This window comes from Pseudomonas sp. FA117 (genome assembly GCF_057370475.1).
Window position 1 is genome coordinate 4,229,046 of the sequence record NZ_CM170675.1, and the last position, 22,427, is coordinate 4,251,472.

Annotated in this window: 23 protein-coding genes; 9 read left to right on the forward strand and 14 right to left on the reverse strand. The window is 65.1% G+C overall.

What is annotated here, in order from left to right; all coding sequences use genetic code 11:
* Window positions 1–4: 4 nt before the first annotated feature.
* Window positions 5–1,312 carry an NAD(P)/FAD-dependent oxidoreductase gene (locus tag AC1TXO_RS19560; RefSeq protein WP_486403257.1) on the forward strand — a complete coding sequence of 436 codons (1,308 nt, stop codon included), beginning with the start codon at window positions 5–7 and terminating at the stop codon, window positions 1,310–1,312.
* A gap of 43 nt (window positions 1,313–1,355) precedes the next feature.
* Here the strand turns inward: AC1TXO_RS19560 and fadD1 are convergent, their stop codons facing one another.
* Together fadD1 and fadD2 are read right to left on the reverse strand one after the other, a co-directional pair.
* Window positions 1,356–3,053: a long-chain-fatty-acid--CoA ligase FadD1 gene (gene fadD1 / locus AC1TXO_RS19565; protein WP_486403258.1), complete on the reverse strand. Its 1,698-nt coding sequence runs from the start codon at window positions 3,051–3,053 to the stop codon at window positions 1,356–1,358.
* A 314-nt stretch (window positions 3,054–3,367) separates the two neighbouring features.
* Entirely contained in the window at window positions 3,368–5,056 is a 1,689-nt protein-coding gene (gene fadD2, locus AC1TXO_RS19570; protein WP_486403259.1) for a long-chain-fatty-acid--CoA ligase FadD2, read from the reverse strand.
* Window positions 5,057–5,257: 201 nt separating this feature from the next.
* On the opposite strand from fadD2, the gene AC1TXO_RS19575 reads away from it, so the two are divergent.
* On the forward strand, window positions 5,258–6,202 hold the full coding sequence (locus tag AC1TXO_RS19575; protein ID WP_486403260.1) for a lysophospholipase: 945 nt from the start codon (window positions 5,258–5,260) through the stop codon (window positions 6,200–6,202).
* 33 nt (window positions 6,203–6,235) lie between these two features.
* Window positions 6,236–6,706: a MaoC family dehydratase gene (locus tag AC1TXO_RS19580; protein WP_486403261.1), complete on the forward strand. Its 471-nt coding sequence runs from the start codon at window positions 6,236–6,238 to the stop codon at window positions 6,704–6,706.
* Between the two features lie 49 nt (window positions 6,707–6,755).
* Here the strand turns inward: AC1TXO_RS19580 and AC1TXO_RS19585 are convergent, their stop codons facing one another.
* From AC1TXO_RS19585 to AC1TXO_RS19605, 5 genes are all read right to left on the reverse strand, one after another.
* Window positions 6,756–7,991: an RNA polymerase sigma factor gene (locus AC1TXO_RS19585; protein WP_486403262.1), complete on the reverse strand. Its 1,236-nt coding sequence runs from the start codon at window positions 7,989–7,991 to the stop codon at window positions 6,756–6,758.
* A gap of 48 nt (window positions 7,992–8,039) precedes the next feature.
* Window positions 8,040–8,384 (reverse strand): YciI family protein, encoded by a 345-nt coding sequence (locus AC1TXO_RS19590; protein ID WP_486403263.1) that lies wholly within the window; start codon window positions 8,382–8,384, stop codon window positions 8,040–8,042.
* Window positions 8,385–8,408: 24 nt separating this feature from the next.
* A complete protein-coding gene (locus AC1TXO_RS19595) occupies window positions 8,409–8,834 on the reverse strand; it encodes a YybH family protein (protein ID WP_486403264.1) in 426 nt (141 codons plus the stop codon).
* Between the two features lie 151 nt (window positions 8,835–8,985).
* The gene (locus tag AC1TXO_RS19600) at window positions 8,986–9,318 is read right to left on the reverse strand and encodes a type II toxin-antitoxin system HicB family antitoxin (protein WP_486406868.1); all 333 of its coding nucleotides are present in this window, start codon (window positions 9,316–9,318) and stop codon (window positions 8,986–8,988) included.
* Complete coding sequence (locus tag AC1TXO_RS19605; RefSeq protein ID WP_486403265.1) at window positions 9,296–10,249, reverse strand: threonine dehydratase; 954 nt, start codon at window positions 10,247–10,249, stop codon at window positions 9,296–9,298. The genes AC1TXO_RS19600 and AC1TXO_RS19605 overlap by 23 nt, the downstream gene beginning before the upstream one ends.
* Window positions 10,250–10,339: 90 nt before the next feature.
* On the opposite strand from AC1TXO_RS19605, the gene AC1TXO_RS19610 reads away from it, so the two are divergent.
* Complete coding sequence (locus AC1TXO_RS19610) at window positions 10,340–11,686, forward strand: aminotransferase-like domain-containing protein (RefSeq protein WP_486406869.1); 1,347 nt, start codon at window positions 10,340–10,342, stop codon at window positions 11,684–11,686.
* A gap of 24 nt (window positions 11,687–11,710) precedes the next feature.
* Here the strand turns inward: AC1TXO_RS19610 and AC1TXO_RS19615 are convergent, their stop codons facing one another.
* The gene (locus tag AC1TXO_RS19615; RefSeq protein ID WP_486403266.1) at window positions 11,711–11,965 is read right to left on the reverse strand and encodes a DUF2790 domain-containing protein; all 255 of its coding nucleotides are present in this window, start codon (window positions 11,963–11,965) and stop codon (window positions 11,711–11,713) included.
* Window positions 11,966–12,185: 220 nt separating this feature from the next.
* On the opposite strand from AC1TXO_RS19615, the gene AC1TXO_RS19620 reads away from it, so the two are divergent.
* Window positions 12,186–12,635 (forward strand): GNAT family N-acetyltransferase, encoded by a 450-nt coding sequence (locus tag AC1TXO_RS19620; RefSeq protein ID WP_486403267.1) that lies wholly within the window; start codon window positions 12,186–12,188, stop codon window positions 12,633–12,635.
* Here AC1TXO_RS19620 and def read toward each other — a convergent pair.
* The 3 genes from def to AC1TXO_RS19635 all read right to left on the reverse strand — a co-directional run bounded on the left by def (window position 12,590) and on the right by AC1TXO_RS19635 (window position 14,441).
* On the reverse strand, window positions 12,590–13,126 hold the full coding sequence (def, locus tag AC1TXO_RS19625; RefSeq protein WP_486403268.1) for a peptide deformylase: 537 nt from the start codon (window positions 13,124–13,126) through the stop codon (window positions 12,590–12,592). The two genes, AC1TXO_RS19620 and def, sit on opposite strands and share 46 nt — an antisense overlap.
* Window positions 13,126–14,082 (reverse strand): YihY/virulence factor BrkB family protein, encoded by a 957-nt coding sequence (locus AC1TXO_RS19630; protein ID WP_486403269.1) that lies wholly within the window; start codon window positions 14,080–14,082, stop codon window positions 13,126–13,128. The genes def and AC1TXO_RS19630 overlap by 1 nt, the downstream gene beginning before the upstream one ends.
* Before the next feature lie 179 nt (window positions 14,083–14,261).
* Window positions 14,262–14,441, reverse strand: coding sequence for a CsbD family protein (locus AC1TXO_RS19635; RefSeq protein WP_486403270.1), 180 nt, complete (start codon window positions 14,439–14,441; stop codon window positions 14,262–14,264).
* 216 nt (window positions 14,442–14,657) lie between these two features.
* Between AC1TXO_RS19635 and AC1TXO_RS19640 the strand changes: the two genes are divergently transcribed.
* Window positions 14,658–16,130: a right-handed parallel beta-helix repeat-containing protein gene (locus tag AC1TXO_RS19640; RefSeq protein WP_486403271.1), complete on the forward strand. Its 1,473-nt coding sequence runs from the start codon at window positions 14,658–14,660 to the stop codon at window positions 16,128–16,130.
* Between the two features lie 103 nt (window positions 16,131–16,233).
* Window positions 16,234–16,614 carry a hypothetical protein gene (locus AC1TXO_RS19645; RefSeq protein ID WP_486403272.1) on the forward strand — a complete coding sequence of 127 codons (381 nt, stop codon included), beginning with the start codon at window positions 16,234–16,236 and terminating at the stop codon, window positions 16,612–16,614.
* Here AC1TXO_RS19645 and AC1TXO_RS19650 read toward each other — a convergent pair whose 3' ends face one another.
* Window positions 16,615–17,451 (reverse strand): CvfB family protein, encoded by an 837-nt coding sequence (locus AC1TXO_RS19650; protein WP_486403273.1) that lies wholly within the window; start codon window positions 17,449–17,451, stop codon window positions 16,615–16,617.
* A 124-nt stretch (window positions 17,452–17,575) separates the two neighbouring features.
* Between AC1TXO_RS19650 and AC1TXO_RS19655 the strand changes: the two genes are divergently transcribed.
* The gene (locus AC1TXO_RS19655; RefSeq protein ID WP_486403274.1) at window positions 17,576–18,436 is read left to right on the forward strand and encodes a DUF6279 family lipoprotein; all 861 of its coding nucleotides are present in this window, start codon (window positions 17,576–17,578) and stop codon (window positions 18,434–18,436) included.
* Between the two features lie 19 nt (window positions 18,437–18,455).
* Here the strand turns inward: AC1TXO_RS19655 and aceK are convergent, their stop codons facing one another.
* Window positions 18,456–20,171, reverse strand: a complete 1,716-nt coding sequence (aceK, locus tag AC1TXO_RS19660) for a bifunctional isocitrate dehydrogenase kinase/phosphatase (RefSeq protein ID WP_486403275.1) — start codon at window positions 20,169–20,171, stop codon at window positions 18,456–18,458.
* A gap of 168 nt (window positions 20,172–20,339) precedes the next feature.
* On the opposite strand from aceK, the gene AC1TXO_RS19665 reads away from it, so the two are divergent.
* Window positions 20,340–21,215: a DMT family transporter gene (locus AC1TXO_RS19665; protein WP_486403276.1), complete on the forward strand. Its 876-nt coding sequence runs from the start codon at window positions 20,340–20,342 to the stop codon at window positions 21,213–21,215.
* An 8-nt stretch (window positions 21,216–21,223) separates the two neighbouring features.
* Here AC1TXO_RS19665 and AC1TXO_RS19670 read toward each other — a convergent pair whose 3' ends face one another.
* The gene (locus AC1TXO_RS19670; protein WP_486403277.1) at window positions 21,224–22,105 is read right to left on the reverse strand and encodes a DMT family transporter; all 882 of its coding nucleotides are present in this window, start codon (window positions 22,103–22,105) and stop codon (window positions 21,224–21,226) included.
* Between the last annotated feature and the right edge of the window lie 322 nt (window positions 22,106–22,427).

The following is a 22,427-nucleotide window of genomic DNA, read 5'->3' on the forward strand; positions in this document are numbered from 1 at the left end:
CCGCATGAACGCAGCACTGAACAACGGCCCGGCGCAGCGCGCGCCGTCCTACTACAGCGCCACCCTCAACGACAGGACCGAGTACCCGACGCTCAAGGGCACCGAGCAGGTCGACGTGGCGATCATCGGTGGCGGCTTCACCGGCGTCGCCACCGCAGTCGAACTGGCCGAACGCGGCCTGAAGGTCGCCATCGTCGAGACCAACCGCATCGGCTGGGGTGCCAGCGGGCGCAACGGCGGCCAGGTGACCGGCAGCCTCTCGGGCGACGAGGCCATGCGTACGCAGATGCGCGAACGACTGGGCAGCGAGGTGGACGACTTCATCTGGCACCTGCGCTGGCGCGGGCACCAGATCATCGAGCAGCGAGTGGCGCGCTACGGTATCGAGTGCGACCTCAAGCGCGGCCACCTGCACGCAGCGATGAAACCCTCGCACCTGCAGGAGCTGCGCGCTTTCGAGGCCGAAGCCCAGCGCCGCGGCATGGGCGACCAGGTACAACTGCTCGACCGCCAGGGCGTCTCGCAGCACCTGCAGAGCCCGCTGTACCTCGGGGCGCTGAAGAACACACGCAACCTGCACCTGCACCCGCTCAACCTGTGCCTGGGCGAGGCGCGGGCTGCGCACAGCCTCGGCGCACTGATCTTCGAGAATTCAGAAGTGCTGGACATCGTCCACGGCCCGCGCCCGGCCGTGGTCACCGCCAACGGCCGGATCGAGGCGCGCCAGGTGTTGCTGGCCGGCGATGTGTACCACAAGCTCGAACAGCGCCAGCTCAAGGGCAAGATCTTCCCGGCCATGGGCGGCATCGTCACCACCGCGCCGCTGGGCGAGCTGGCCGAACAGATCAACCCCGAGGGCCTGGCGGTGTACGACTGCCGCTTCGTCCTCGACTACTACCGCCTGACCGCCGACAAACGCCTGCTGTTCGGCGGTGGCGCCAACTATTCAGGCCGTGATTCGCGGGATATCGAAGGCGAGCTGCGCCCTTGCATCGAGCGCACCTTCCCGGCGCTCAAGGGCGTGCCGATCGAGTTCCAGTGGAGTTGTGCCATGGGCATCGTGGTCAATCGCATCCCGCAACTGGGCAAGCTGTCGGACAACGTCTGGTACTGCCAGGGCTACTCGGGGCATGGCATCGCCACCAGCCACATCATGGGCGAGATCATGGCCGAGGCGCTGACCGGCACGCTGGAGAAGTTCGACACCTTTGCCGCGTGCAAGCACATCAAGGTGCCGATGGGGGATTTGCTGGGCAATCCGCTGCTGTCGGTGGGAATGTGGTACTACCAGATGCTGGAGAAACTGCGCTGAAACCCGAGTCTGCCCGCTCCTGCAAAGAGCGGGCAGGTCTGGATCAGGCGATCTTCTTCAACCCCAGCTTCTTCATCTCTTCGTCGCGCAGCTCGCGACGCAGGATCTTGCCGACGTTGGTGGTCGGCAGGGCATCGCGGAACTCGATGAAGCGCGGCACCTTGTAGCCGGTGACGTTGGCACGCATGTGCTCCATCACCTGCTCCTTGGTCAGGGTGACACCCGGTTTGGCAACGATGAACACCTTGATCACCTCGCCCGACTTCTCGTCCGGCACGCCGATCGCGGCGCACTGCAGTACGCCCGGCAGGCCCACCAGCACGTCTTCCAGCTCGTTGGGGTACACGTTGAAGCCCGAGACCAGGATCATGTCCTTCTTGCGGTCGACGATGCGCATGTAGCCGTCAGGCTGGATCACGGCGATGTCGCCGGTCTTCAGCCAGCCTTCGCTGTCGAGGATCTCGGCCGTGGCATCGTCGCGCTGCCAGTAGCCCTTCATCACCTGCGGGCCCTTGATGCACAGCTCGCCGATCTCGCCCAGGGCCAGCTCCTGGCCACTGTCATCGATGACCTTGCACAGCGTCGAGGGTACCGGGATACCGATGGTGCCGATCTGGTTGGCCTCGGCCGGGTTGACCGCCGCAACCGGGCTGGTCTCGGTCATGCCGTAGCCTTCGCAGATGGCGCAGCCGGTCACCGCCTTCCAGCGCTCGGCCACGCTCAACTGCAGGGCCATGCCGCCGGACAGGGTCACCTTCAATGCGGAAAAATCCAGGCCGCGGAAGGTTTCGTTGTTGCACAGGGCGACGAACAGGGTGTTCAGCCCGACGAAGCCGCTGAACTTCCACTTGCCCAGCTCCTTGACCATGGCCGGCAGGTCGCGGGGGTTGCTGATCAGCACGTTGTGGTTGCCGATCAGCATCATCGCCATGCAATGGAAGGTGAAGGCGTAGATGTGGTACAGCGGCAGCGGCGTGATGATGATCTCGGAACCTTCCTGCAGGTTCGAGCCCATCAGCGCGCGGCACTGCAGCATGTTGGAGACCAGGTTGCGGTGGGTCAGCATCGCCCCCTTGGCCACCCCCGTGGTGCCACCGGTGTACTGCAGCACGGCGACGTCGTTGGCCTGCGGGCTGGCTTCGGTCACCGGCTGGCCACGGCCCTTGGCCAGGGCATCGTTGAACCGTACCGCCTGGGGCAGGTGGTAGGCGGGCACCATCTTCTTCACGTACTTGATGACGCTGTTGATCAGCACGCGCTTGAGCGGCGGCAACAGGTCGGCCACCTCGGTGACGATGACGTGCTTGACCTGGGTCTTGGGCAGTACCTTTTCGACCAGGTGCGCCATGTTGGCCAGGCACACCACCGCCTTGGCACCGGAATCGGTGAACTGGTGCTCCAGTTCGCGCGCGGTGTACAGCGGGTTGGTGTTGACCACGATCAGGCCGGCGCGCATCGCACCGAACACGGCGACCGGATATTGCAGTACATTGGGCAGTTGCACGGCGATACGATCGCCGGGCTTGAGGTCGGTATGCTGCTGCAGCCAGGCGGCGAAAGCGCCGGACAGGGTATACAGCTCGCCGTAGGTCAGGGTCTTGCCGAGGTTGCTGAATGCCGGCTTGTCGGCAAAGCGTTGGCAGGATTGCTTCAGTACGGCCTGGATGTTGGGAAATTCGTCAGGATTGATTTCCGCCGTAATTCCGGCTGGGTATTTATCCTTCCAAAAATGTTCGATCATGGAAGCCCACTCCTTTAGCAACAGCGAATTCTTCACGCGTCGATGCGTTTATTATTGATATGAGATGAGGGAGTTCATTGCAAACTGCATCATCTGAAAGCGCGCCGAGAGTAACAGCTTTGCCTGGGGTCGCCTAGAGGCCTGCTCAAGCCCGAACAGTCACTAAAGTGACTCAAAGAACAGTACAAGTCATTTCTAGAGTATTTAACCAAAATGTCGCTTTCGCGTGGCTGGTGCACCGATTCGGCCTCTGTGGGAGCAACTGTCTTGTTCAAAATCCAGAAGCCAGCCCGCTCCCACAGGGACTGTGGATTTCAGGCGATGTCGCGCAACTCCCGCCGCAGGATCTTGCCTACCGGCGTCATCGGCAGTGAATCGCGCAGCACGATGTGCTTGGGCACCTTGTAGCCGGTGAAGTTGGCCTTGCAGAAGGTTTTCAGTTCCTCGACGCTGACACCGCCCGCCCGCGGCACCACGAACAGCTTCACCGCCTCGCCGGAGCGCTCGTCCGGCACGCCGATCACCGCGCAGCTGGCCACTTGCGGGTGGCTCATCACCACGTCCTCGATCTCGTTGGGGTACACGTTGAAGCCCGAGACGATGATCATGTCCTTCTTGCGGTCGACGATACGGGTGAAGCCGTCGGCGTCGATCACCGCGATGTCGCCGGTCTTGAACCAGCCATCGGCATCCAGCGCCTGGGCCGTGGCCTCAGGTTGCTGCCAGTAACCCTTCATGACCTGCGGCCCCTTGATGCACAGTTCGCCGCGCTCACCGAGCGGCATCTCGTTGCCGTCATCGTCGATGACCTTGAACGCAGTGCCCACCACCGGGATACCCACCGTGCCCAGCCGCGCCAGTTGCCCGTAGGGGTTGGTGCTGGCCACGGGAGAGGTTTCGGTCAGCCCGTAGCCTTCGACGATGCGACAGCCGGTCAGGCTCTCCCAGCGCTCGGCGGTGGCCTTGACCAGCGCGGTGCCGCCGGAGTTGGTCACCTTCAGCGCCGAAAAATCGAGGTTCCTGAATCCGGGGTTGTCCATCAGTGCGACGAACAGCGTGTTCAGCCCCAGCAACGCCGAGAAGCGCCACTTGCCCAGCTCCTTGATGAACCCTGGGATATCGCGCGGGTTGGTGATCAGCACGTTGTGGTTGCCGGTGACCATCATGCACATGCAGTTCGCGGTGAACGCATAGATGTGGTACAGCGGCAGCGGTGCGATCATCACCTCCTGCCCTTCCTTGATCAGCGGCTGGCCGTCAGGGCCATGCTGGGCGAAGCAGGCCAGGACCTGCAGCATGTTGGCCACCAGGTTGCCGTGGCTGAGCATCGCGCCCTTGGCCAGGCCGGTCGTGCCACCGGTGTACTGCAGCACCGCGACATCCTCCAGCGACTGCGGCACCGGCTTGTGGGTCAGCTCACGGCCCTGGCGCAGCACCTGCTTGAAGGATACCGCCTGGGGCAGCCGGTAGGCCGGCACCATCTTCTTCAGCTTGTCGACCACGGTGTTGACCAGCCAGCCCTTGGCGGCTGGCAGCAGGTCGCCCATCTTCGCTTCGATCAGGTAGTCGATGCCGGTGTCCGGCAGCACCGCCTGGACCCGTTGGCCGAACATGTTCAGGTACACCAGCGCGCGGGCGCCGGAGTCCTTGAACTGGTGACGCATCTCGCGCTCGGTGTACAGCGGGTTGGTGTTGACCACGATCAACCCGGCACGCATCGCCCCGAACACGGCGATGGGGTATTGCAAGACGTTGGGCATCTGCACGGCGATACGGTCGCCGGGCTTGAGGTCGGTGTGCTGCTGCAGCCAGGCGGCGAAGGCAGCAGAGTGCCGCTCGAGTTCGGCATAACTGAGGGTGACACCGAGGTTGCTGAAGGCGGGGCGGTCGGCAAAGCGCTTGCAGGAACGCTCGAACACCTCGACGACGGATTTGTAAGCAGTGATGTCTATGGTGGAAGGCACGCCCGCCGGGCGCTTGTCATTCCAGAATTCGGCTTGCATTTATTGTTGTTCCTCAGCCTGAACCGTCCATGACCTGATTGCCCAGCGGCAAAAAGGCGTTCAGCCGACGTTAGCAGGTAAGCCCGGGGTGGCAAATACGCCAAGGGCTGCCATTAACATTGTGAATCTTATTTGTGCCCCTGCTGCAATCCTGGTCATTGTGCATACACTGAGCTCAATCCCGTGCACGAAGGATCCGCCATGCCCCACGACGCCTTCTGGCTGCCCGCCAGCGAGCATTGCAGCCTGTACGTCCACCAGTGGCTGCCGCAGACGCCAGTCAAGGCCGTGGTGCTGCTGGCCCACGGCATGGCCGAGCATGCCGGACGCTACCGTCGGCTGGGCCATGCGCTCAACGAAGCCGGTTTCGCCCTGCTCGCCCCTGACCTGCGGGGCCACGGCCGCACCGCGGAACTGGGCAGCCTGGGCCTGTTCGCCCACCAGCACGGCTGGAATACGGTGGTCAACGACCTGGGCCTGCTCAGCCAGCACATCGGCCAGCAGTTCCCCGGCACGCCGTTGTTCCTGTTCGGCCACAGCATGGGCAGCTACATCGCCCAGGCCTACCTGCTGCACCACAGTGGCAGCCTGCACGGGGCCGTGCTCAGCGGCTCGAACCTGCAACCGGCTGCGCTGTACCGCGCAGCGCGCCTGGTCGCCCGCCTGGAGGCCTGGCGCCAGGGGCCGCTGGGCAAGAGCGCGCTGATCGACTGGCTGTCGTTCGGCTCGTTCAACAAGGCGTTCAAACCCAACCGCACCGCCTTCGACTGGCTCAGTCGCGACCCGGCCGAGGTCGATGCCTACGTCCAGGACCCGCTGTGCGGCTTTCGTTGCAGCAACCAGCTGTGGCTCGACCTGCTGCAGGGGCTGGCGCAGATCAGCCAGCCCCGGCACCTGGCGCAGATCGATCCGAACCTGCCGCTGCTGGTCATCGGCGGCGAATGTGATCCGGTCAGTGCCGGCAAGCGTCTCACCCATCTGGCCGACGCCCTGCGCGCGACCGGCAACCGCCATGTACAATTGCGCGTCTACCCGGATGCCCGGCACGAAGTGCTCAACGAAACCAATAGAGACGAGGTCACCCACGACATCATCGCCTGGCTGGAGCAGGCACTGGCCCTTGGCCGCCCTGCCCGCAGTGAATGATGCGCCACACCTCGTCCACCCAAGGAAGCCCTGATGACCCAGGTCACCAACACGCCCTACGAAGCCCTCGAAGTAGGCCAGACGGCCAGCTATGAAAAATCGGTGGAAGAACGCGACATCCAGCTGTTCGCCGCCATGTCCGGTGACCACAACCCGGTGCACCTGGATCCCGAATTCGCGGCCAAGAGCATGTTCCGCGAGCGCATCGCCCACGGCATGTTCAGCGGTGCGCTGATCAGCGCCGCCGTCGCCTGCACCCTGCCTGGGCCGGGCACCATCTACCTGGGCCAGCAGATGAGCTTCCAGAAGCCGGTGAAGATCGGCGACACCCTGACCGTGCGCCTGGAAATCCTCGAGAAACTGCCCAAGTTCAAAGTGCGCATCGCCACCAATGTCTACAACCAGCGCGACGAACTGGTAGTCTCGGGCGAAGCCGAAATCCTCGCGCCACGCAAGCAGCAGACCGTCGAGCTGGTATCGCCTCCGCACTTCGTGGCCGGCTGATTGACCGGGGCGTCCCGCCTTTCCATTACCGAACCGGGACGCCGCTGCTTCAATCCAGCGCCTGCAGACAGCGCTCGATATGCCGCCGCTCCGGCCCCTGCCGGGTCAGCACGAGCGCCCTGCCCCAGGCCTCCCGGGCCTGCTGCCGGTGCCCCAGTTGCTGATGAAACTGCGCCTGCGCCGCATGGACCAGGTGATAGTCGAGCAACGCCCCACGCCCCAGAATCGCCTCGACCGCAGCCAGCCCCGCCGCCGGTCCGTCGCGGTGGGCCAGGGCCACGGCACGATTGAGTTCGATCACCGCCGAGGGCCAGTGGCGCTGCAGCACATCATACAAGCCGACGATTTCCACCCAGTCCGTGTCCTGGGGACTGGCCGCCTCGGCGTGCAGCGCGGCAATCGCCGCCTGCAGGCTGTAGGGGCCGACCTCGCGACGGCCCAGCGCATGGCGCACCAGGGCGCAGCCCTCGTCGATCTGCGCCTTGTCCCACAGGCTGCGGTCCTGCTCGTCGAGCAGCACCAGTTCCCCCTCGGCATCGGTGCGCGCCCGCTGGCGTGAAGCCTGCAAGAGCAGCAAGGCCAGCAGGCCGAACACCTCGGGATCAGGCAGCAACTGCGCCAGCAGCCGCCCCAGGCGAATGGCCTCGTCGCACAGTTCGTACTGGATCAGGTCTTCGCCCGCCGACGCCGAATAGCCTTCGTTGAACACCAGGTAGATCACCCTCAGCACACTTTCAAGGCGCTCGCCCAACTCACCCTGCGCAGGCACCTGGTAGGGGATCCGCGCTTCGCGGATCTTGGCCTTGGCCCGCACGATGCGCTGGGCGATGGTCGAGGCTGGCTGCAGGAAGGCCCGGGCGATCTGCTCGGTGGTCAGGTCGCACACCTCGCGCAGGGTCAGAGGCACCTGGGCGTCAGCGGACAAGGCCGGATGGCAGCAGGTGAAGATCAGCCGCAGACGATCGTCGGCCAGCAGTTCTTCTTCACTCGGGTCCTGCGCCTGGCCTTCGAGCAACATGATCAACTCCGCCTGCGAGCGGTCGAAACGGGCGCGTCGGCGCAAGGCGTCGATGGCCTTGAAGCGCCCCACCGACACCAGCCAGGCTCGCGGATTGCCAGGGATGCCATCGCGCTGCCAACGCTCGACGGCGATGAAGAAGGCCTCGTGCATGGCCTCCTCGGCCAGGTCGAAATCGCCCAGCAGGCGGATCAGGGTCGCCAGGATGCGCCGCGAGTCGCGGCGGTACACCGCCTCGACCTGGGCTCGCAGTTGATCATCGGTCATCGCGTCGCAGCCTGGGGCATCATGCTGGCTCACCTTTGCTGGTCGACCTCAGGGTTGCAGCTCACGCACCGGCCGCACTTCGACGCTGCCGACCCGGGCCGCCGGAATGCCCTTGGCAATGTTCAGCGCTTCGTTGAGATCGCGGGCATCGACCAGGTAGAAACCGGCCAGTTGCTCCTTGGTCTCGGCGAAGGGCCCGTCGGTCAGGCTCATCCTCCCGGCGCGGATGCGTACGGTGGTGGCGCTGCGCACCGGCTCCAGCGCCTCGGCTGCAAGCATGCGCCCCGAACCCTGCAGCGACTCGGCGTAGGCCATGCATTCGGCATCTTCGGGGCTGTCGGGCAGGCTATGCAGCAGCCCTTCGTCACAATAGACCAGGCACAGGTATTTCATGATCGTCTCCAGGCGACGGGCGGCTCAGGGCTTGAGGTCGAAGCGGGCCTTCTGGGTTTCCATGTCGAACGGCGCCGACCAGTGCTCATGGATCACCTGCCAGCGCCCACCGCTACGACGATAGCCCACGGTGACGCGCATGAAGCCGCACTGGCTTTCGTCATCGGCCGGGCCGCAACGGTTGAGCCAGTGCGCCATGGCCAGGTCGCCGTCGGCCAGCACGCTCAGTTCGGCGACTTCGAAGACCATCGGCCCGGTGCAAAAGCCCATGCACATCTCCCAGTGCGCCTGGTAGGCGGCCTTGCCCTTGAATTGCAGGGCCTGGATGGCGTCGAAGGCGACGATGTCATCGGCATAGGGCGCGACGATGGCCGGCAGGTCGCGCTCGCGCACGGCCTGGATCCAGCCTTCGATGAGTTGACGGATTTCGGTTTCGGCGGGGGTGTTCATGGGCAATCCTCCAGCGAGTCAGCAGTGGGGAGCGCCGAAGGTTCATGGCGCTTTCACTGATGGTCGACCGGGGCTTGGCGAAATCGACAAGGCTGGAAAACTTTTTTTGCGGCCTGGCCTTGTCTGCCTGCCGCAACAAGCCTGCGCAGGCTCAAGCCCGTGACGCTTGCTCGAACACCTCGTCGGCCCACTGATTGAGGCTCTTGCCTGCTGCACGCGCCGCGATGCTTGCGGCCGCGTGCACTTCAGGACGAATACGCAGCATCACTTTGCCAGAGGCCGGTTTTTCCGCGGCAATGCCCTGCTCGGCACAATCGGCGAGGTAATCGTCCAACGCCTGGGCGAAAGCCTCGTGCAACGCAGGCACCGAGCTTGCGTGAAAGCTGATGATGTCACGCATACCCAGCACACGGCCGACGAACAGGTCGGAGTATGATTCAGGATTTTTCGTTGCAGCTGTCTCAGCCAGCCAGCACCTGCGCATAACGCTGCCGATCGACATTGGCCCCGCTCAACACCACCGCCACCCGCTTGCCCTGTTGCTGCTCACGCTCCTGCAACAGTGCGGCCAGCGCTGCAGCACCTGCGCCTTCGGCCGTGTTGTGGGTGGTTTCGTGGTACAGGCGCATGGCCTGGGCGATCTCGTCATCGCTTACCCGCACGATGCGTGCGGCATGCTCGCGCACCAGGGCGAAGGCCTCCGGGTGCGGCACACGGCAGGCCATGCCGTCGGCAAAGGTCTCGGCGGTGGCGGTGGTGACGATATGTCCCAGGGCGAAGCTTTGCGCATAGGCATCGGCTGCAGCCGAGACCACCCCGACGATTTCGGTCTCAAGGCCCAGCAGGTTGCGCGCCTGGATCAGGCCGCAGATCCCCGATCCCATGCCGATGGGCACGTAGACGGTATCGAGCTTCGACACGGCCTCGAACAGCTCCAGCGCATAGGTGGCCACGCCGCGCACCAGTTCGGGGTGGAACGAGGGCACCATCTGGTAGCCGCGCGCCTGGGCCAGTTGCGCGGCGTGCTCGCGCGCCACGTCAAAATCCACGCCATGCTCGATCAGCTCGGCGCCCAGCGCACGCATGGCGGCGTTCTTCTCCCGCGAGTTGCCCTCCGGCACCACGATCACCAGCGGCAGGCCGGCCTGGCGCGCCGCCAGGGCCATACTCTGGCCGTGATTGCCGCGGGTGGCGGTCACCAGCCCCGGCGGCACGGCACCGCTGGCCATCAGCGAACGCACATACACCAGCCCGCCACGCACCTTGAATGCTCCGGTCGGCGCATGGTTCTCATGCTTGACCCAGAGCTGGCAGCCGGCCCGCTCGGCGAGCAGCGGCCAGACGTGCTGCGGGGTCGGCGGCACGTAGCGGTGAACATAGTCGGCGGCTTCGCGCAGGGCGGTCAGGTCGAACATGGCGATCATCCTTCATCGAGGGCAGTTGCCACGATCCTGAGCGCCGGGCATTGTATGGGTCAAACCTTATATTGCATGGGCGGCAATTTCGTGTGGACTCCGCAACTGCTCGACGACGGCCAGCCGCGCTACCTGGCGCTGGTCGACGCCATCGCCGCCGCCATCGAGCGCGGTGAACTGAAAGTCGGTGAACGCCTGCCACCGCAGCGGCGCCTGGCCTGGAAGCTGGGGCTCAACCCCAGCACCACCCAGCAGGCCTACCGCGAGGCCGCCGCCCGGCACCTGGTGGCCGGCGAAGTGGGCCGCGGCACCTATGTGCTGGCTGGCAGCAAGGAGGCCACGCTGTTTCGCCTCAAGCAGCACGACCGGCACACCCCGCTGATCGACCTGTCGACCAACGTGCCGGTGGCCGACCCACACCCGCACGACCTGCAGCACAGCCTCCAGGTCCTGCTCCAGGAAGCGGGCTCCGACCTGCTCGATCACTATCTCGACCACGACCAGCTGCTTCTGGGGCGCCTGCACGGCGCGCGCTGGCTGGCCCTGCGCGGGCTGTCGGTGGGTGCCGACGACCTGTTGCTGTGCGGCGGCGCCCAGCAGGGCCTGGCCTGTGTGCTGCAGTCGTTGTGCCAGCCCGGCGAGGCGGTGCTGGTCGAAGCCCTGACCGCACCGGGGATCAAGGCTGCGTGTCGCCAGTTGCGCCTGCCGGTACATGGCGTGGCCCTGGATCACCAGGGGCTGCGCCCGGATGAACTGGACCGGGTCGCACGGGCCAGTGGTGCCAGGGTCCTGGTGACCACCCCCACCCTGCACAACCCCACCGGAGCCTGCATGGACGACAACCGTCGCCAGGCCATCGCCGAGGTGGCGAGGCGCCACGGTCTGCGGGTGATCGAGGATGATGTCTACGGCGCGCTGAGCGATCGGCCGCCCTTGTACCCGTTGCTCGAGGGCCAGGGCATCCTGGTCAGCAGCCTGTCCAAGACGGTCGCCGCCGGGCTGCGCCTGGGCTGGATCGCCGCCCAGGCGCAGCTGCTCGAACAGATCGACCCGCATGCCCGCGCCACGCACTGGCCGGTGTCGCCGCTGAACCTGCGCATCGCCTGCCAGTGGATCGCCGATGGCACGGCTGCACGGCGGCTGGCCTGGCAACGGGAGGAGGTCGGCGAACGCTGGCGTCTGGCGCGACGACTGCTGGGTGAGGCCTTGCCAGGCCAGGAACAGCCTTCGCCGCATGTCTGGGTACGCACACCAGGGCCTGCCGAACAACTGGTGGCGGCATGTCGCGAGCGTGGTGTGGAAGTGGTGCCCGCCAGCGTCTTCGCGGTGGGTGGCGATGACGTGCGAGCGGTGCGCATCAGCCTGTCGGCTGCCGCCAGCCGCGCGCACCTCAAGCAGGGGCTGGAGGTGGTACGCGCGGTGCTCGGCACAATGTGAGGGCGCGGGGCTTGGGGGCGCGCATCAACCCTGCTGGCAACCCTCCCCCATGGCCCGGTACTGGATGGTGTGGACCTGGCCCTGGTGGTCTTCATAGGTCATGGTCGCCGGCACCACGTCGCACACCTCGGGGATGGTCGAGAGGTTGATCACCCGCTTGATATCGAGGTTCATCGAGTAGTCGTACTGCACGGGAGTCTGGGTCTGGGCGGTCTTGGCCTCGTCGGCGAGGGCGAACGAAGACATCCCGACCAATGCAAGAATCAGAAGTGGTTTCATGAGTGTGTGGCCTTGAAAGCAATCAAGCTGATCGATTGACTTCTTATGCCGTCAATGGCGCGGAGAAGTTGTCATCGACTGCGATGACACGAAGCACCGATCCCGCATCGTCGTACTGCAGAAGGGATGAGTGAATTCTACGCCCGCCGCTTAATACTTGAACCCCGTAGTGGGATATTCACCCTTGTCAGATTTGCAACAATCTGCGACAAAGCCGCCCATGATCACGCCCCGATACCAGCCGCTATGTCGAACGCGGCGCCGTCTGCTCGACCATTTCTATCGCCAGCACGGATCACGCATGCGCGCCGTTGCCGAGGGCCGGTTGTGGGTAGCGCGTGCCTCGACAATGATCGGTGGGCTGAACCTGACACCGGTCGGCGACGGCCACTGGCTCACAGGCCTGTTCGTGGCGCCGCAATGGCGCGGCCGAGGCGTTGCCGCCGGGCTGGTGAATGCCGCGCTGGCCGACTGCACAGGCCCGACCTGGCTGTTCTGTCACCCGGACCTGCACGCCTTCTATGCACGCCAAGGGTTCGTGGCAGCCAGCACCCTGCCCGCCGAACTCGCCTCGCGCCTGGCCCGCTACCAGCGCAGCAAGCCATTGGTGGCGTTGGTGCGGGCTCAGTCGTCGGCGACGTCGAGCCCTGGGAACAGCACATCGGTATAGCCGAACCGGGAGAAATCCTGGATGCGCGAAGGGTAGAGCCGACCGATCAGGTGGTCGCACTCGTGCTGCACCACGCGGGCATGGAAACCGTCGGCGAAGCGATTGATCGGGTTGCCCTGCGGGTCGAAGCCGTCATAGCGGATGTGCTTATAGCGCGGCACCACACCACGCAGGCCAGGCACCGACAGGCACCCCTCCCAACCCTCCTCGACTTCGCTGGACATGGGCGTGATCAGCGGATTGAGCAGGATGGTCTGCGGCACCGGCTCGGCATCGGGGTAGCGCTCGCTGCGCTCGAAACCGAAGATCACCAGTTGCAGGTCGATACCGATCTGCGGCGCGGCCAGGCCGACGCCGCCGACATGGTGCATGGTCTCGAACATGTCGTCGATCAGTTGCTGCAGTTCGGCGCTGCCGAACAGGTGCTCGGGCACGGGAGGGGCGATGCGCAGCAGGCGTTCGTCGCCCATCTTGAGGATGTCACGGATCATCAGGTGTTCGGCTCGCGGGTCTGGGGTTCGGGCTGAGCGGGATGCTCATGGCCGAGCACGGTGATGGTGTCCTTCGGCTGCTCGCCGTCGAAATCCTTCTCGCCGGGGTCCTTGCCTTCGGCGGACATGTGCTCGATCACTGCATTCATCTCGGCACCCAGCAATAGCACGGCGGCGGAGATATAGAAATACAGCAGCAGCACGATGATCGCCCCGATGCTGCCGTACATGGCGTTGTAGTCGGCGAAGGTCTTGACGTAGTAGGCAAAGCCCAGCGAGGCGATGATCCACACCACCACCGCCAGCACCGAACCTGGCGTGATGAAACGGAATTTCTGCTTCACGTCGGGCATCACGTAGTAGATCAGCGCCACTGCGACCATCATCAGGATGACGATCGCCGGCCAGCGCAGCACCGTCCACACCGTCACGATCACTTCCTGCAGGCCGACCTGCGCGGCGATCCACTCCATCACCTGCGGCCCCAGCACCATCAATGCGGCGGCCGCCAGGAGCATGCCGGCGATGCCGATGGTGTAGAAGATCGACAGCGGGATGCGCTTCCACACCGGCCGGCCCTCGGGCACGTCATAGGCGGCGTTCATGGCGCTCATCATCAGGCGCACGCCAGCGGAGGCCGTCCACAGGGCAATGACGATACCCACCGAGAGCAGCCCACCCTTCGACTGCTGCAACTGGTCGATGACCGGATTGACCTGTTCCAGCGCCTGGGGCGGCAGCACCAGTTCGGACTGCAGGCGCAGCCAGGAGAAGAAGTCCGGCAGGTGCAGGAAACCGATCAGGGCGATCAGGAACAGGATGAAGGGGAACAGCGAGAACAGCATCTGGTAGGCCAGTGCCGAGGCATAGGTGGACATCTCGTCGTCGAGGAATTCCTTGACGGTACGCACCAGTACGCGGTGCAGAGGCAGGCCCTGCAAGGCGGGAAAAATCATAGCGTCTCCTTTCGCCGCTTGATCATCGTGGTTGCAACTGTGCAGACAAGTCTAATAGACCACGCGGCTGACGTACTGCTCACTGGAGAATTCAGGAAAACGGCTACGGACAAAAAAAGGCCCATGGCGGACACGCCTTGTACGCCTGTCCGTCATGAGCCCGGCGCATCAAGCGTCGATCAAGGCTTCTTCACCGCATCCTTGACCTGGCCGACCTTCTGCTGCGCCTCGCCCTTGAGTTCCTGGGCCTTGCCCTCGGCACGCAACTTGTCGTTGTCGGTCACCTTGCCGACGCCCTGCTTGATGTTGCCAACCGCTTCGTTGGCCAGCCCCTTGGCTTTGTCTTTGGTGCCGCTCATGGCGAATCTCCTGCAAAAAGAGACACGTGAACCGTGTCGACAAAAGGTGGACCGGCTCGCTTGGCCGAGAGTTTCAATCATTTCGCAGTGATCGGCGCAAACGGCAAACAGCGGGCGAATACCGCACCGAATCGAGCCCGCCCGGCTGCGTACACAGCGCCCGCAGCTCTAGAATCCGGCCACTCACAAGAACAACAACTCACGGAAATCCTGCCCATGCGTGTGTCCTGCCTGCTCACGGCCCTGCTGCCGCTGTTGCCCCTGCCCGCCTTCGCCACCGATTCATCCCCCGTGCAAACCCTGCGCGTCGAGCGCTACAGCGACGACGACCAGCCCGGTACCCTGCGCTGGGCACTGGAAACCAGCAACCGCAACCCCGGCCACTACCGCATCGACATCGCCGCGGTCGGCGCGCCGCCCTACGTGATCCGCCCGACCCGGCCGCTGCCGGCCATCCAGGGGCCCGTGCGCATCACCGGGCTGTCCTGGGCACGCGACGGCCAATACATCGCCATCGACGGCAGCGGCTACATCAAGGACCAGGGCGTGCACACCTGCCCCGGCGCCGTACCCGGCCAGTTCGGCACCAACGTGCGCAGCACCACCCACCCCGGGCTGGTGCTGCGCGATACCCAGGGCGTGCACCTGAGCGGCCTGGAAGTGCGCAACTTCTGCATCGGCATCCTGGTCAACCGCGCCAGCGGCAACGTCATCGAAGACAACCGCATCGTTGCCAACAAGGGCGGTGCCGGGATCATGCTCACCGGCGACGACGGCGCGGGCAACCCCACCGCGACCACCACGCTCAACAACAAGGTGCTGCGCAACCAGCTGATCGACAACGGCGACGGGCTTGAGCTGACCCGCGGTGCGGCGTTCAACCTGGTCGCGGACAACCTGTTCCGCTCCACCGCCGCCAACCCCGAGCCCTCCCAAGGCATCGAGATCCTGCTGGGCAACGACAACAGCGTGGTGCGCAACCGCTTCGAGAACTATTCCGACGGCCTGCAGATCAACTGGGGCAAGCGCAACTATCTGGGTGCCAATACCTTCACCGGCAACTCCATCGGCATCAGCGTGACCGGCGAGGGCAACATCCTCGACGGCAACCTGATCCACGGCAACCGCATCGGCGTGGCCCTGCGCCCGGAACCGCAAGTCACCGCCACACGCGTCACGGCCAACCGCATCTGGGGCAACGGCCTGGATATCCGGCGCTGCGAGGCGGGTGGCTCGTGCGTGGCCAACCAGCGCACCGGCGCGATCATCTTCGGTGTGCCGGCCCAGGCGCATGCGCTGTACGTCGGCTCGCGCGGTGTCGGCGCGGAGCTGGCGAAAAAGGACCAGGCGATCATCTGCGATGGCAACGGCCAACCCCAGCCGTGCCAGCCGCTGCCCAATCACAACCAGCAGGCGCCGCAGTTGACCGGGTTGTCCGGGCAGGTGCTGCAAGGTGAAGTGCAAGGCCCGGCATCCAGCCTGTTGCGCATCGAGGTGTTCGGCAATGCGGCGGCGCACGGGCGGGAGGCGGAGCAGTATCTGGGGGAGGTGCTGGTCGCCAGCGATGCCCAGGGCAAGGCGCGCTTCGAGAAGCGGCTCGATGCCGCTACCGGGTTGAACAGCTTCACCGCGACGGTGACGACGGCCGATGGCGCGACCTCGGAATTGAGCCAGCCGTTGCGGCGGTGACGCTCAGGGCCTCTTCGCAGGCCCAGCCCCCTCGACCCTTGCTGCGCTGCGCGCCACCCCGCACAATGTCAGGCCTTTCTGGCGTCAACCCGCAGGAACCTGCATGAAACTCGACAAACCCACCGCCATCGCCCGGCGCAACCAAGCGCTGGCCCGGCCGGTACTCGACCGCGACAACACCCTGTTCGCCATCCTCGACAAGAAACGCAACCTGTGGTGGTTCGAGGTGCCGGCGGCCTTGCTGCGCAAGGGCCAGCCCGACTGGGTCAACCTGCTGCTGCACACCCCGGAAACCGACGAGCTGCAGCACCTGAAAGTGCCGGTCAACTTCCTGCGCGCTCACCAGGAGCAGATGGAGATCCGCCACCCCGGCAAGCGTCGCTCGACCATCAGCCTGGCGCTGAGCGCCGACCGCGACTCGCTGCTGCGCGACACCCGCCCGGGCGGTGACCAGCTGGACTTCAGCACCTTCGTCCAGGCCTGATCAGACCCGCTCGATGCGATCGTCATGGATGACGATCAGCCCCTGCTTGAACAGGCCGCCAATGGCCTTCTTGAAGTTGCCCTTGCTGACATTGAACAGCCGGGTGATCTCCTCCGGCGCACTCTTGTCGCACACCGGCAGCACGCCACCGGCCTCGTCCAGGCGCTTGAGGATCTGCGCCTGCAGGCCATCTGCCAACGCCGCGCCCACCGGTTGCAGACTCAGGGCGATCTTGCCGTCGTGGCGCACTTCCTTGACGAAACCCTTCTCGTGCATGCCCGAACGCAGGAACTTGAACACCTCGTTCTTGTGGATCAGGCCCCAGTGGCGGTTGTTGATGATCGCCTTGAAGCCCATCGGCGTTTCGCCTGCCACCAGCAGCTCGACAGGCTGGCCCGCCTTGTAGTCGGCCGGCGTGCGGTCGAGGTAGCGGTCCAGGCGCGCGGTGGCGGTGATGCGCCGGGTGCGCTTGTCGAGGTAGGCGTGGATCACGCAGTAGTCACCGATCTTCAGCTGCTGCGCCTCTTCCGAGTAAGGCATCAGCAGGTCCTTGGACAGACCCCAGTCGAGGAAGATACCGGCGCCGTTGATATCCTTGACCTTGAGGCTGGCAAACTCGCCGACCTGCACCTTGGGCTTCTCGGTGGTGGCGATCAGCTGGTCTTCGCTGTCCAGGTAGATGAACACGTTCAGCCAGTCGTCGAGCTCGAGCTCCGCGTCCTTGGGGAAGTAGCGCCTGGGCAGGAGGATCTCGCCGTCGGCGCCGCCGTCCAGGTACAGACCGAACTCCACGTGTTTCACGATTTGCAAACTGTTGTAACGCCCAAGCAGAGCCATTTCCGATGTTCCTCAAGACAAGGCGGCTATTCTACACCCGAAGCTGCCCGCCTGCCCGATCCGTGGGAACCGTCGGCAGCGCCCCGCGTCTATTGCCTGGCAAGCAACCTGCAAGGATTCGCTCATGCCTGTCCGCCTGACCAGAGCCCTGCTGCTCATCCTCGGTTTCACCCTCACGCTCGCGGCCTGCAGCCGCATCGACCTCGCCTATCGCAACCTCGACCGCCTGGTGCCCTGGTCGCTGGGCGACTACCTGGACATGAACCGCCAGCAGAAGGCCTTGCTCGACGAACGGCTCAGAGGCCACCTGGCCTGGCACTGCAAGACGCAACTGCCCGGCTACCTCGACTGGCTCGACAGGGTGCGCCTGATGGTCGCCAACCAGGCCGTGACCGACGAAGCCCTGCAGCAGCGCACGGCCGAGGCGCGCCTGGCCATCGGTCGGGTCGCCGAGGAAATCACCCCCTCGGCCACCGAACTGCTGCGGGGCATGAGCGATACGCAGGTGGCCGAAATGCGCAAGGCCTTCAGCGACGACATTGCCGAACGCCAGAAGGACTATGTCGACACTCCGCTGCCCCGGCAGATCCAGGAACGCGCCACGCGCATGGAGAAGCGCCTCAAGCCGTGGCTGGGCGAACTCAATGCCCGCCAGCGCCTGCGGGTGATGACCTGGTCGCAGGCGCTGGGCGACCAGAACCGCGAATGGATCGCCAACCGCGAGGCCTGGCAGCAGCAACTGGTGCTGGCCATGGACCAACGCCAGAGCCCGGCGTTCGAGCCGCGCCTGGCGCAGTTGCTGCAGCGCAAGGAAAGCCTGTGGTCACCGGCGTATCGCAACGCCTTCGAGAACACCGAACTGCAGGCCCGCAGCCTGCTGGTGGACCTGATGCAGCAGAGCACCCCGACGCAGCGCCAGTTCCTGCAGGACCGGCTGGCCAAGGTGCGCAGTGATTTCAGCGAGTTGAAGTGCCTCAAGGGGTGACGCCGGGTGGTGGCTACCCTCACCGGCCCCTGCGCCGATAGGGAAACACATCGATCACCTTCCCTTCCCGTATCGCCGCCTGCAGCCCCTGCCAGTAACCTGCGTCATACAACTCGCCATGCAACCGGCTGAACAGGCGCCGCTGGCCGATATCGGCGAACAGGAAGGGTGGAAACTCCTCGGGAAACACATCGTGCGGCCCGATCGAATACCACGGCTCGCCGGACATCTCGTCCTCCGGGTAACGCGGCGGCGGGATATGACGAAAATTCACCTCGGTGAGAAAGCTGATCTCGTCGTAGTCATAGAACACCACCCGCCCGTGCCGGGTCACACCGAAGTTCTTCAGCAGCATGTCGCCGGGAAAGATGTTCGCCGCCGCCAGCTGCTTGATCGCCAGGCCGTAGTCTTCCAGCGCCTCGAGCACCTGGGCCTCGCTGGCCTGTTCCAGGTACAGGTTCAGCGGCGTCATGCGCCGCTCGGTCCAGCAGTGGCGGATCAGCACGCTGTCGCCCTCCACGACCACCGTCGAGGGCGCGACCTCCAGCAGCTCGGCCAGGCATCGAGGCTCGAACTTGGCCACGGGAAAGCGAAAATCGGCGAACTCCTGGGTATCGGCCATGCGCCCGACACGATCGACACTCTTTACCAGACGGTACTTGTCGATCACCGTGGCGCGGTCGACGGTCTTGGAGGGCGAAAAGCGGTCCTTGATGATCTTGAACACGGTATTGAAGCCCGGCAGGGTGAACACGCTCATCACCATGCCGCGCACACCGGGGGCCATGACGAAGCGGTCGTCGCTGCCGGCCAGGTGATTGATCAGCGCCCGGTAGAACTCCGACTTGCCATGCTTGTAGAAGCCGATCGAGGTGTACAGCTCGGCGACATGCTTGCCCGGCAGGATGCGCTTGAGGAAGTTGACGAACTCCGCCGGCACCGGCACATCGACCATGAAATACGAACGGGTGAAGGAGAAGATGATCGACACTTCGGCCTCGTCGGTGATCAGCGCATCGGCCTCGATACCCTGGCCCTCGCGGTGCAGCAGCGGGATCACCAGTGGCCACTGCTCGTCGCGGGTGTGCAGGCGACCGACCAGGTAGGCGCCCTTGTTGCGGTACAGCACCGGCGAAAACAGCTCCAGCGCCAGCGCCGGGTCCTTGCACACCCAGTCGGGCAGGCTCTCGCGCAACTGCGCCTCGAGCCGCGCCAGGTCACCGTCGAGGTCGGCATAGGCCACCGTGAACGGGTGATCGGCGAAGATCGCCCGCAACAGGCCACCGAGGCCGTCACGCAGGTGATAGGTGCGGGTCTGCGTCGCACGCTCATGGCCACGCATGGCCGGGCGCGTGGTGTGGATGAACATGCAGCCGTCGCTGATCAGGTCGTGGCTGAACAGGCTGCAGAACAGCGAGTTGTACCAGGTCTCCGCCAGCTCATCGTCCAGGCGCGGGTCGATCAGGCGGATATAGGCGTTCTTGACCAGCGGCCACTGCTCCACATCCAGCAGCAGCGCGGCGTCGAAGCCCTGTCGCAGCCAGCCGTTGACCTCGGCGACCTTGTCTTCGTAGAGGTTTATCCGGGCGGCAGCGGCGTCCTGGATCGCCTGCCAGCGCGCCTGTTCGAAGCGCTCGCGAGCGCCCAGCGTGATGCGCCGGAAGTGCTCGCGATAGTTGTCGAAGCCATCGAGGATCATCCGGGCGATGGCGGCGGCCGGCCATGACGGGGGCATAGGAAGATCTCTGCACAGGGTTCAACGGCTGAGCTTAGCCCGATCCAGATAGTTCGCAGGTTTTGTCGGCACCGCGACAGGGCCGGAAAAACATCCGCAAGAAACGACAGGCAACCGGCCCCTGCCTCACGTACACTCCCGCCCTTGCCTGACTGCCGGAGCCCCCCCGTGACCCCCATCGCCCTCACCCGCCTGCTGACTCTCGCTGCTGTCTGGGGGGCGAGCTTCCTGTTCATGCGCATCATCGCTCCGGAACTCGGCACCGTGCCCACCGCCTTCTTTCGCGTCTCCATTGCCTGTCTGGGCCTGATCGGCATTCTCGCCGCAGCCAGGGTGCGCTGGGACTTCCAGGGCAAGCTCGGCGCCTGCCTGGTGCTGGGCATGATCAACTCGGGGATTCCGGCCACCTTCTACTCGGTGGCCGCACAGGTCCTGCCGGCAGGCTACTCGGCGATCTTCAACGCCACCACGCCGCTGATGGGCGTGCTGATCGGCACACTGTTCTTCCGTGAGGCCATGACCGTGCCCAAGCTGTGCGGCATCTTCCTTGGCCTGCTCGGTGTCGGCATTCTCAGCGGGGCAGGCCCGGTGGCGCTGGACATGGCCCTGGTGCAGGGAGCCCTGGCGTGCCTGGCCGCCACCACCTGCTACGGTTTTGCCGGCTTTCTCGCCCGACGCTGGGTCAGCGGCCTGGACAGCCGCCTCTCGGCCCTGGGCAGCATGCTCGGTGCCACGCTGCTCATGACGCCGCTGTTCGCCTGGAGCGCCCTGAGCCATCCGCCCGCCAGCTGGGGCGGCTGGTCGGTGTGGCTGTCGCTGCTGGGCCTGGGGCTGATCTGCACGGCATTCGCCTACATCCTGTACTTCCGCCTGCTCAACGAAATCGGGCCGGTCAAGGCCAGCACCGTGACCTTCCTGATTCCGGTGTTCGGGGTGCTGTGGGGCGCCTGGCTGCTGGGTGAACCCCTGTCGATGGCGCACCTGTATGGTGGCGTGCTGATTGCCGCAGCACTGTGGCTGGTGCTGCGGCCGGCCCGTGGCTGAGGGCCTGGTCAGGCCTCGGCCAGCTTGGCCGCTGGCTTGCGGAACACGAACAGCAGGCCCACCACGATCAGCCCCATGCCCAGCAGGCTGAGCGGCGCCAGGCGGTTGCCGAAGATGATGAAGTCCATCACCGCGGTCACTGCCGGCACCAGGTAGAACAGGCTGGTGACGTTGACCAGGTTGCCACGGGCGATCAGCCGGTACAGCAGCAAGGTCGCCAGCAGCGACACCACCAGGCCCATCCACAGCAGGGCACCGGCAAAGCCGGCGCTCCACTGCACCTGCAGCGGCTGGAACGGCGCGAACACCGCGCACAGGGCAAACCCCGCCATGTACTGCAGCGGCAAGGTGCCCATCGGGTTGTCGGTGATGCGCTTCTGCAGGATCGAGCCGAAGGTCATGCTGGCCAGCGCCAGCAAGGCGAACAGCATCCCGGCCAGCGACACCCCGCCCAGGTTGATGCTTTGGTAGACCACCATCACCAGGCCAGCGAGCCCCAGGCCAAGGCCGAACAGCCGACTCCAGGAGCGCCGACGCTCCATCAGCACCACGGTGAGGATCGGTTGCACGCCCATGACCGTGGCCATGACGCCGGGCGTCACGTGGGTGTCGAGCGCCAGCAGGTAGAAGATCTGGTAGGCGCCGAGCAGCACGCAACCAGTGCCCAGGGCCCGCAGGATCGCGCTGCGGCTGCGCGGCCAGCGCAGCCCCAGCAGCGGGCCGATCAGCAGTAGGCCGGCCAGGGCCAGCGCCGAACGCAGCAACAGGAAGGCGAGGGGGCTGGCCTGGGCCAGACCGAGCTTGGAGACGATCGCCCCGCTGCTCCACAGCAGGACGAACAGGCTGGTGGTGGCCGCCGAGGCCACGGATGCTTTGCTAAGGATAGACATGTAGTGCCACCTGAAAAATAGGCGATAGCCAGACGGTGGGCGCGCTTCAGCGAGGGAAGAGGCCGACCGTGTTCAGTAGGTTGCGGGTGCGAGAGGGCCGGCGAGAACGCCGATCAGCCCAGCACGACCACGCAGCGGGGCGGGGATACGCCGCCGACGACGCCACTGACAGGTGGTGGGTAGTGACTGATCATGGCCGGCTGCTGGCTGCCACGCACGACAACGCCCGCGACAGGCGCGAGAACGTAGGCAGTGGTGGAAACGGTGGCGGGCATGAACAGGTCTTCGGGGAAGATGGATGGTTCGGAATATAGCGGTGAAT

Coding starts and splice junctions, on each gene's coding strand:
- AC1TXO_RS19560 (WP_486403257.1), top strand. CDS start 5: ATGAACGCAGCACTGAACAACGGCCCGGCGCAGCGCGCGCCGTCCTAC.
- fadD1 (WP_486403258.1), bottom strand. CDS start 3,053: ATGATCGAACATTTTTGGAAGGATAAATACCCAGCCGGAATTACGGCG.
- fadD2 (WP_486403259.1), bottom strand. CDS start 5,056: ATGCAAGCCGAATTCTGGAATGACAAGCGCCCGGCGGGCGTGCCTTCC.
- AC1TXO_RS19575 (WP_486403260.1), top strand. CDS start 5,258: ATGCCCCACGACGCCTTCTGGCTGCCCGCCAGCGAGCATTGCAGCCTG.
- AC1TXO_RS19580 (WP_486403261.1), top strand. CDS start 6,236: ATGACCCAGGTCACCAACACGCCCTACGAAGCCCTCGAAGTAGGCCAG.
- AC1TXO_RS19585 (WP_486403262.1), bottom strand. CDS start 7,991: ATGACCGATGATCAACTGCGAGCCCAGGTCGAGGCGGTGTACCGCCGC.
- AC1TXO_RS19590 (WP_486403263.1), bottom strand. CDS start 8,384: ATGAAATACCTGTGCCTGGTCTATTGTGACGAAGGGCTGCTGCATAGC.
- AC1TXO_RS19595 (WP_486403264.1), bottom strand. CDS start 8,834: ATGAACACCCCCGCCGAAACCGAAATCCGTCAACTCATCGAAGGCTGG.
- AC1TXO_RS19600 (WP_486406868.1), bottom strand. CDS start 9,318: ATGCGCAGGTGCTGGCTGGCTGAGACAGCTGCAACGAAAAATCCTGAA.
- AC1TXO_RS19605 (WP_486403265.1), bottom strand. CDS start 10,249: ATGTTCGACCTGACCGCCCTGCGCGAAGCCGCCGACTATGTTCACCGC.
- AC1TXO_RS19615 (WP_486403266.1), bottom strand. CDS start 11,965: ATGAAACCACTTCTGATTCTTGCATTGGTCGGGATGTCTTCGTTCGCC.
- AC1TXO_RS19620 (WP_486403267.1), top strand. CDS start 12,186: ATGATCACGCCCCGATACCAGCCGCTATGTCGAACGCGGCGCCGTCTG.
- def (WP_486403268.1), bottom strand. CDS start 13,126: ATGATCCGTGACATCCTCAAGATGGGCGACGAACGCCTGCTGCGCATC.
- AC1TXO_RS19630 (WP_486403269.1), bottom strand. CDS start 14,082: ATGATTTTTCCCGCCTTGCAGGGCCTGCCTCTGCACCGCGTACTGGTG.
- AC1TXO_RS19635 (WP_486403270.1), bottom strand. CDS start 14,441: ATGAGCGGCACCAAAGACAAAGCCAAGGGGCTGGCCAACGAAGCGGTT.
- AC1TXO_RS19640 (WP_486403271.1), top strand. CDS start 14,658: ATGCGTGTGTCCTGCCTGCTCACGGCCCTGCTGCCGCTGTTGCCCCTG.
- AC1TXO_RS19645 (WP_486403272.1), top strand. CDS start 16,234: ATGAAACTCGACAAACCCACCGCCATCGCCCGGCGCAACCAAGCGCTG.
- AC1TXO_RS19650 (WP_486403273.1), bottom strand. CDS start 17,451: ATGGCTCTGCTTGGGCGTTACAACAGTTTGCAAATCGTGAAACACGTG.
- AC1TXO_RS19655 (WP_486403274.1), top strand. CDS start 17,576: ATGCCTGTCCGCCTGACCAGAGCCCTGCTGCTCATCCTCGGTTTCACC.
- aceK (WP_486403275.1), bottom strand. CDS start 20,171: ATGCCCCCGTCATGGCCGGCCGCCGCCATCGCCCGGATGATCCTCGAT.
- AC1TXO_RS19670 (WP_486403277.1), bottom strand. CDS start 22,105: ATGTCTATCCTTAGCAAAGCATCCGTGGCCTCGGCGGCCACCACCAGC.